Genomic DNA, 8571 nt, shown 5'->3' on the forward strand with positions numbered 1-8571 from the left:
AACATATCCCGGCCTGCTTCGCTGTCTCCGACAGCAACGGCCGAAACGGCGCAGGAGAAGTGCAGTGGAGAAGCAACGCGGGATGAGGTTCGCGGAGGGCTCGCTATCACAGATGACTAAAGCCCGTGCTCTGGCGATCACGATCGTAAGTTCTGCCGCCTTACTGAGCGGTTGTCCCGCCGAATCCATGCAGTCGCGTAAAGAAGCGGCACCGGTCGAGCATCCAATGCGCGCCGATCAACTGTTCATTGAAAACGCCACGATCGTGGACGTACGCAAGGGGTTGCTTTTACCGGGGATGAATATCGCGATCAGTCGCGGCCAAATCACGACCATTGCGCCCCGCGGGAGCCTTGCAGCGGATTCATCAGCCCAGATCGTCGATGCCACCGGCAAGTTCGTTGTCCCCGGCTACAACGACATGCATGTACACGTGATGGGAGAAGACGATCTAGCCGACAGTTTGGCGCTGATGCTGGCGAACGGCATCACGGGATTCCGGCAGATGAGCGGATCGGAGGCTTTGCTCGAGCAGCGCCGAAAAGGTGGTTTGCCTATTCGGAACGATGAACCCGCACTATTGGCAATGCCCGGGCCCATCCTGACGCCGGTCAATGCGCGAACGCCGGAGATGGCGAGCGCCTTGGTTCGGAAGCAGCAGGCTGCCGGCGCAGATTTCATCAAAATCGGATTGGTCAGCCCCATCGTTCTGAAAGCGGCTCTGGAAGAAAGTCACCGCGACGGAATACCGGCTCTGGGGCATGTCCCACCCGATGTCGACGCGATCACCGCGTCAAACGAAGGCATGCATTCGATCGAACATCTGGGCCCCGGCGACAGCGTCATGATCGCGTGTTCCATGGAGTCAGCGGCTCTCCAGGGCGAGGCTCCCGCTTTGCCGGCCTTTCTCAAGATTCCCTTTGCGATCCCTTTCAGCGACCAGATCGTGGCGCACTTCCTGAAACGAATCTTGGTCAACCCTTCCATGGGGCTGTCGTCAAAAGACTTCGATCGCATACGACTGGCGGTTTCAACCTACAGCGAAGCCAAATGTCATTCGACGGCAGCGGTGTTCACCACCAACAAAACTTGGCAAGTCCCGACGCTTATTCGACTGAAGAACTCGCATCTTGCGGATTCAGCGGAGTTTACAAACGATCTCAATCTGAAATACGTAGACGCGGATCGGCTGAATCTGTGGCGCGAGGTGACGAAGGAGTTCATCGAAAAAGTGTCACCGAAGGACAAACAGATTTTGCGCGACGCTTATTCCCTTGATCTCAAGCTGGTCAAGCTGCTGGATGCCGACGGGGTGCGCATGATGGCTGGTAGCGATGCCGGGCCCGGTTGGATCGGCTTCTCCCTCCATACGGAATTCGACGAGCTGGCTACCGCGGGTCTGTCGCCTCTGCACATCCTGCAGATGACGACGATCAATGCCGCCGGCTTTCTGGGGCGCACTTCGACAATGGGCACTGTCGAGCAAGGCAAGGTCGCTGATCTTGTGGTGCTCGACGCGAATCCGCTGGACGACGCTGGGAATTTGCATCGGATCAATGCTGTCATCCGCTCGGGTTTCTATCGATCCAGCACGGATCTGGCAAACCTCAAGGCCGGCGTCGCGGCTTCCGTAAGCCGATAGAGGGAGAGACATCATGAGCGAACTTGATTTGAATCGCCGCATGTTCATTGCCGGCTCTCTGGGCTTGGCGGGCATCGGCACTTTATCGACCCGTGCCCAGGCATCACCCGCGAGTAAAGCCAAAGCACTGCCCAAGAGCTTTCTGTTCGGCTGCGCGGTTGCGGGGCATCAAGTCGAGGGCAACAATGTCAACTCCGATTTCTGGGTCTATGAAAACGTCAATCCGACGCTTTTTACCGAACGATCAGGCGACGCCTGCGATCACTATCATCGGTATGAAGAAGACATTGCCCTGACCGCCCGCCTGGGCTTCAACTGCATCCGGCTCAGCATTGAGTGGAGTCGAATCGAGCCGGAGGCTGGGTTCTTCTCGCAAGCGGAAATCGATCGCTACGAGCGAGTTCTGGAGTGCTGTCACAAACACGGCCTGGCTCCGTTTGTGACTTATAACCATTTCACGGCCCCGCGATGGTTTGCAGCCCGCGGCGGTTTTTCGAGAGATGACAGCTCCGAACTGTTCGCGCGCTATGCAGACAAAGCGACTTCCCGCTTGGGTCCTTTGATTGCGGCGGCCGCCACATTCAACGAACCGAACCTATTGCAGAGCGTGTTCTGGCACAAAGCGTCGCTGGCGGAATCACCCAAGGCGATGCAGATGGCTGCCGCTGCTGCAAGAGCCTGCGGCTCGGAAACGTTCGTGACGTTTTATAGCAGCGGCTCGGATGCTATCCAGGCCAACTATCTGGCGGCCCATGCCAAAGCTTACGAAGCGATCAAATCAGTGGCCGGCAACTTTCCGGTCGGCGTCAACATCGCGATATCGGACGAACAAGGTGTTGGCCCGAACAATCTGGCCACTCAACGGCAGAAGGATTGCTACGGATCCTGGCTTGAGGCCGCAGCCAAATCCGATTTCGTAGGCGTTCAGACCTATTCACGCAATCGGACGGGGCCCGACGGTGACCTCGGGCCCGAAGCTGGCGCTGAACTGACGCAGATGGGCTATGAGTTCTATCCGCAGGCGCTTGGCGCAACGATACGACATGCTGCTGCCGTCACCGGAAAGCCGGTCTACGTCACCGAGAATGGCATCGGCACGGAAGATGATACGCGGCGCATCGCATACATCGACGCTGCGCTGGCAGAGGTGGACAACTGCATCAAAGACGGTGTCGACGTACGCAGCTACATTCACTGGTCATTACTGGACAATTTTGAATGGATCTTTGGATACCGACCGAAATTTGGACTGGTATCAGTCGATCGAAAAACCTTTGAGCGCTCACCGAAGCCGAGCGCCCACTATCTCGGGGCTATCGCTCGAGCAAGAACTACCCGATCATAGCCAGTTCGATGGCCCCGTTCGGGAGATATCGAAATCGCTAGGCTCGGCGATAACACAGTCGACTCACTCCGATGTTCGATTCGCATCGGGCAGCGCTGACAGATCCTTTTCTGAAGGCGTCAAATCCGTGGATGCTCAGCACCCTTCAGAGTTTCCATCGGGCATTCCGGATGGATTTCGATCAGTCAAATGGCGGTTTCATGAATATCGATCCGAGCGGCACATCGACCGCTTCAGTAACGAAACCTGCGACCGGAGCACCGAGGAGTCTGCAGTTCTTCGTCATCGGTCTGTTTTTTGTCTTCGGCGGGCTCACCAGCCTGAACGATGTGCTCATCCCGAAGCTAAAGGATCTATTCACGCTCGGCTACGCTCAGGCGATGTTGGTTCAGTTCGCTTTCTTCGCCGCCTACTTCACTATTTCGATACCCGCGGCCTTGCTGGTCCGGCGATTCGGTTACATGCGGACCGCGGCTATCGGCCTGATGGTGATGACGACCGGATGCCTGTTGTTCATTCCTGCATCGCAGTCCGGAATCTTCAGCATGTTTCTCTTTGCACTGTTTGTTCTCGCGTCAGGAGTGACGACGGTACAGGTCGTGGCGAACCCGCTGATTTCGATCCTGGGACCAGCATCAACGGCACACAGTCGCCTCACCTTTGCTCAAGCTTTCAATTCCTTGGGGACCACGGTTTTTCCTTACGTCGGTTCTATCTTGATCCTGGGATCGTTGACGACGATCAATGCAAGGGATCTTGCCGGCGCCGCGCTGGAGTCCTACCGTTCGGTAGAGTCGATGGTCATCGTGCACACCTATGTGGGTCTGGCGGCAGCACTGACGCTGGTCGCCGTTGCGGTGTGGAGTATGCGAAGCAAGCTGCAGGAGAAGCCTGAAGTCGCATTGGGTCTCCTGAAGTCGTTCGATCTTCTCCTCAGGCCTCGTTTTGCCTTTGGAGCGCTCTGCATCTTTCTTTATGTTGGCGCTGAAGTCACTGTTGGTTCCTTCATTGTCAGCTACCTGATGCAAGCCGACGGGATGGGACTGGCAGAGCGGGACGCGGGCATGCACGTCCCATTATATTGGGGCGGCGCGATGCTGGGTCGATTCATAGGGACCTGGGCGCTACGCGTCTACTCGCCGGGCAAGGTGCTCGCGACGGCGGCCTTCACCGCGGCACTGCTACTCCTGGCGTCGTCGATCACCGCAGGCAGCATTTCGGGTTGGACGCTACTGGCAGTCGGCCTGTGCAACTCGATCATGTTTCCGACCATTTTCTCGTTGGGCTGCGAAAATCTCGGCAGTCGTATGTCCGAGGGATCAGGCATCTTCTGCATGGCCATTGTCGGCGGCGCCATCGTTCCGCTGATAGCAGGCTACACCGCTGACCACAGCAGTTTGAAGATCGCGTTGTTCATCCCCCTGTTGTGCTACGTAACCATCATGGGTTATGGCTGGTATGCCTGCGAATCCCGGACAGGATGAGTGGGAATTGCCCTTCGGCCGTTCGAGTCAAGCGTCCAGCAACGCTCGATCTCTCACGGCGCCCCTGTCGGCGCTGGTAGTCAAGGCGGCATAGGCCTTGAGCGCCATGCTCACTTTTCGGTTGCGGGGCAGTGCTGGTTTCCAGCCTTTCGCAAGCTGCGCCGAGCGACGCTGCGCCAGCGTGGTGTCGTCGATGTCGACGCGGATGGTTCGCCGCGGGATGTCGATCAGGATCATGTCGCCGGTTTCGATCAGCGCGATGTTGCCGCCTTCTGCTGCCTCAGGTGAAACGTGGCCGATCGACAGCCCCGCGGTGCCGCCGGAAAAGCGGCCATCGGTGATCAGCGCACAGTGCTTGCCGAGGCCCTTGGACTTCAGATAACTCGTCGGATACAGCATCTCCTGCATGCCGGGGCCGCCTCTTGGGCCCTCGTAGCGAATGATCACGGCATCGCCGGCTGTGACGCGGCCGCCGAGGATCGCGTCTACGGCCGCGTCCTGGCTTTCGAAGACCACGGCCTGGCCACGGAACACCAGCAGGCCGTCGTCCACACCGGCGGTCTTAACTATACATCCGCGCTCGGCGAGATTGCCTGACAGCACGGCGAGCCCACCGTCGCGATTGAAGGCCGCAGCGGCCGAACGAATGCAGCCTTTCGTTCGGTCGAGATCCAGATTCGGATACCGACAGTCCTGCGAGAACGCACGCTGGCTGGCGATGCCGGCCGGTCCCGCTCGATAGAACGTATGCACGGCGGCATCGTCGGACCGCATCACGTCCCAGCCATCGAGCGCGGCGGCTAGTGTTGTCGAATGTACGGTGGGCACCGAGGTGTCGAGCAATCCGGCGCGGTCCAGTTCGCCGAGGATCGCCATGACGCCGCCGGCGCGATGCACGTCTTCCAAATGCAGGGGGCCCGATGGTGCGACCTTGCACAGTGTCGGCACGCGTCGCGACAAGCGGTCGATGTCCTGCATCTTGAACGCGATGCCGCCTTCCTGCGCCGCGGCGAGCAGATGCAGCACGGTATTGCTCGAACCGCCCATCGCGATATCCAGCGACATCGCATTTTCGAACGCAGCCTTGGCCGCGATGCTACGCGGCAGCGCATGCTCGTCGCCGTCGCGATAGTAGCGATGGGCGAGCTCGACGATGCGGCGCCCGGCTTCGCGGAACAGGTTTTCGCGATCGGCATGCGTGGCGACCAGCGAGCCGTTGCCGGGCAGCGCGAGGCCCAGCGCCTCGGTCAGGCAGTTCATCGAATTAGCGGTGAACATGCCTGAGCAGGAACCGCAGGTGGGGCATGCCGAGCGCTCGATCTGCTGCACATCGGCATCGGACACGCGGTCGTCTGCGGCGGCGACCATCGCATCGATCAGGTCGAGTGTCACCGGCTTGCCGGCCAGTATCGTGCGGCCGGCCTCCATCGGCCCGCCGGACACGAAGATCACCGGGATATTCAAGCGCAACGCGGCCATCAGCATGCCGGGCGTGATCTTGTCGCAATTGGAGATGCAGACCAGCGCGTCGGCAGTGTGCGCGTTGCACATGAACTCCACGCTGTCGGCGATCAGATCGCGCGACGGCAGGCTGTAGAGCATGCCGTCATGGCCCATGGCGATACCGTCGTCGACGGCGATGGTGTTGAACTCCTTGCCGACGCCGCCGGCCTTCTCGATTTCGCTGATCACCAGCTGGCCGAGGTCTTTCAGATGGACGTGGCCGGGTACGAACTGAGTGAAGGAATTGGCCACGGCGATGATCGGCTTGCCGAAGTCGCCGTCCTTCATTCCGGTGGCCCGCCACAGCGCGCGGGCGCCTGCCATGTTGCGGCCGAAAGTACTGGTGCGGGAACGGAGAGCGGGCATGGGTCTGAGCCTGGGCGTGCAGCCGACGATGCGGCGGTGGCCGGATTCTGGCCGGCATCTCCTATACTGACCAATACGATTTAAGCCTCTCCGGTATATGGAGCACGAATAGTGGAATTGCGACAGCTGAAGTATTTCATCGCCGTTGCCGAGGAGCGCAGCTTCTCACGCGCGGCGCAGCGCCTGCATGTTTCGCAACCGCCACTGTCGACGCAGCTGAAAGCGCTCGAAGACGAACTCGGCGTGCGGCTGCTCGACCGCAGCAACCGCGGCGTGACACTGACCGCCGCCGGCCAGGTTTTCTTCGACGAGATGCGCGCGGTGCTTGCCCGGTTCGAGCGCGGCAAGGAGATGGCCCGCAACGCCGGGCGTGGCGACGTCGGCACGCTGTCGGTCGGCTTCGTGTCGATCGCCGACTACAGCATCCTTCCGCCGGCGCTGAAGGAGTTCCGTAGCCTGTATCCCGGCATGGCCGTGCAGTTGCATGAGCTGACCACGGACGCCCAGGTGCGGGAAATCCGCGCGGCTCGGCTTGACCTCGGTATCGGCCTCGGGCCGCTGGACACGCCGGACCTGCTGTTCGAACCCGTGGCGACCGAAGGCTTGGTGCTGGCGGCGCCGACCGGACACCATCTGACGAAGGGTGGCAAGGCGGTGGACCTCAGGGCCCTGTCCAACGAAAGCTTCATCATCCCGCCACGGGAACTCGCACCGGGACTGTTTGACTTGATCATCGGCAAGTGCCGCGCCGCTGGTTTCACGCCGCGGATCACGCAGCAGGCGCGGCAGATGCAGACCGTTATCAGCCTCGTCGCCAGCGGCATGGGATTCGCCCTGGTCCCGGCCTCGCTCCAGAACCTGAGGCGACGGGGCGTTCAATATCGGCCGCTGCGCGGTCCAGTAGCGGCGCTCGAACTCGGTATCGTGACGACCCGCGATGACGACAACCCGGCCAGCAGAAATTTCGTCGCGACCTTGTTGCGGGTCGCCCAAACAGGTGATTTCCTGGGCATGTGATCCCGTGATGGCCCAGGAGTCCGATCGCTGCTGTACGGCTCTCCGGGCTGGAAGCGTTGCTATTCGCCGTCGATCTTGGTGCTCGAAGGACACCGGCAGCGTGGCCACGGCGAGATGCCTCCTGGGAGGCAAAGCCATTGGACGAGCACCTGAGGGACACGCCTCGACACTGCGGACGAGCTACGACGCACGCGAGATCTTGATCGTATCGACGAATGCGCGGAGCGCCGAGGGGAGGTTGCGGTTGCCTGGGTAGTAGAGGAACGCGCCCGGAAAGCCGGGGCACCAATCGTCGAGCACGCTGGTGAGCCGCCGAGCCTTGAGTGCGTCACGCACCGAACTCTCGAACACGTAGGCGACGCCGAGCCCCACGAGTGCAGCTTCAATCATCAGACCTTCCTGATTCAAGATCAGCGTCCCCGGCACGTCGATCGCCAGCGTCTGCCCGCGCTTTTCAAATTCCCATGCAGGCAGTTTCCCGTTTGGAAGCCGGACCCGGATGCATTCGTGCGACTGGTGGTCGTCCGGGGTTTGCGGCCATTTATGCCGCGCGAGGTACCCCGGGGAAGCCACCGCGATGCAGCGCGCCTGGCCACCGAGCGGTATCGCGATCATGTCTCGGGGGATGGTGCCGCCGAGCCGCACGCCGGCGTCGAAGCCTTCTTTGACAATGTCGACGAGCCGACCTTCGGTCACGAGGTCGAGTTCGATGTCCGGAAACGCCTTCTGAAACGCGGGGACGACGTCGCGGAGCAGGAGGCGGACTCCTTGCTCGGGCGTATCGACGCGGACGCGGCCCGTGGCCTGATCCCGAAAGTCATCGACTTCGCCGAGCGCGCCGCGGAGTTCCTCCAGCGCGGGACGCAGACGGGCGAGGAGCCGTTCCCCAGCCTGCGTAGGCGCCACGCTGCGGGTCGTGCGGTGAAGCAAACGCACGCCCATACGCTGTTCGAGGCGACGCATCAGGTGACTCACCATCGAGGGTGAGATTTCGAGAATCTCTGCTGCTTTCCGAAAGGAGCGCAAGGTCGCGACCTCGGCGAAGGCGCTCAGCTGGGTGATGTCCGGTTTAGGCATTCATGGAAATCTAGTGTCTAATTGCGCAAGTTAACGATAGTGTTTCGAAGCTGAGCGCCCTTGACCTCACGCTTACGCCAGACGAAGGGAGCGGCATTGTTGTTGTAAGCGGCGGTGAAGCTACGAATCGCGTCGAT

General features: G+C 60.6%; 6 protein-coding genes and 1 pseudogene. 4 read left to right on the top strand and 3 right to left on the bottom strand.

The features are described 5' to 3' along the window. Positions 1-64: 64 nt before the first annotated feature. The 3 genes from JWQ90_RS12485 to JWQ90_RS12495 all read left to right on the top strand — a co-directional run bounded on the left by JWQ90_RS12485 (position 65) and on the right by JWQ90_RS12495 (position 4471). Entirely contained in the window at positions 65-1642 is a 1578-nt protein-coding gene (locus tag JWQ90_RS12485; RefSeq protein WP_299694295.1) for an amidohydrolase family protein, read from the top strand. Between the two features lie 13 nt (positions 1643-1655). Continuing rightward, complete coding sequence (locus JWQ90_RS12490) at positions 1656-2987, top strand: family 1 glycosylhydrolase (RefSeq protein ID WP_299694298.1); 1332 nt, start codon at positions 1656-1658, stop codon at positions 2985-2987. Between the two features lie 200 nt (positions 2988-3187). Further along, entirely contained in the window at positions 3188-4471 is a 1284-nt protein-coding gene (locus JWQ90_RS12495) for a sugar MFS transporter (protein WP_366919506.1), read from the top strand. A gap of 27 nt (positions 4472-4498) precedes the next feature. Here JWQ90_RS12495 and ilvD read toward each other — a convergent pair whose 3' ends face one another. Then, positions 4499-6340, bottom strand: coding sequence for a dihydroxy-acid dehydratase (ilvD, locus tag JWQ90_RS12500; protein ID WP_299694304.1), 1842 nt, complete (start codon positions 6338-6340; stop codon positions 4499-4501). A gap of 111 nt (positions 6341-6451) precedes the next feature. Here ilvD and JWQ90_RS12505 point away from each other — a divergent pair, with 111 nt between their 5' ends. Then, entirely contained in the window at positions 6452-7357 is a 906-nt protein-coding gene (locus tag JWQ90_RS12505) for a LysR family transcriptional regulator (protein ID WP_299694307.1), read from the top strand. Positions 7358-7537: 180 nt separating this feature from the next. On the opposite strand, the gene JWQ90_RS12510 is transcribed toward JWQ90_RS12505, so the two are convergent. Together JWQ90_RS12510 and JWQ90_RS12515 are read right to left on the bottom strand one after the other, a co-directional pair. Next, the gene (locus JWQ90_RS12510) at positions 7538-8434 is read right to left on the bottom strand and encodes a LysR family transcriptional regulator (protein WP_299694310.1); all 897 of its coding nucleotides are present in this window, start codon (positions 8432-8434) and stop codon (positions 7538-7540) included. A gap of 17 nt (positions 8435-8451) precedes the next feature. Next, positions 8452-8571: pseudogene (locus JWQ90_RS12515) on the bottom strand (IS630 family transposase); the annotation flags it as partial.

This window comes from Hydrocarboniphaga sp. (genome assembly GCF_028291725.1).
Classification (GTDB): Bacteria; Pseudomonadota; Gammaproteobacteria; order Nevskiales; family Nevskiaceae; genus Hydrocarboniphaga.

What these genes read in the sequence shown, in the direction of transcription:
- JWQ90_RS12490 (WP_299694298.1), top strand. Translation starts at nt 1,656, where the DNA reads ATGAGCGAACTTGATTTGAATCGCCGCATGTTCATTGCCGGCTCTCTG.
- JWQ90_RS12495 (WP_366919506.1), top strand. Translation starts at nt 3,188, where the DNA reads ATGAATATCGATCCGAGCGGCACATCGACCGCTTCAGTAACGAAACCT.
- ilvD (WP_299694304.1), bottom strand. Translation starts at nt 6,340, where the DNA reads ATGCCCGCTCTCCGTTCCCGCACCAGTACTTTCGGCCGCAACATGGCA.
- JWQ90_RS12510 (WP_299694310.1), bottom strand. Translation starts at nt 8,434, where the DNA reads ATGCCTAAACCGGACATCACCCAGCTGAGCGCCTTCGCCGAGGTCGCG.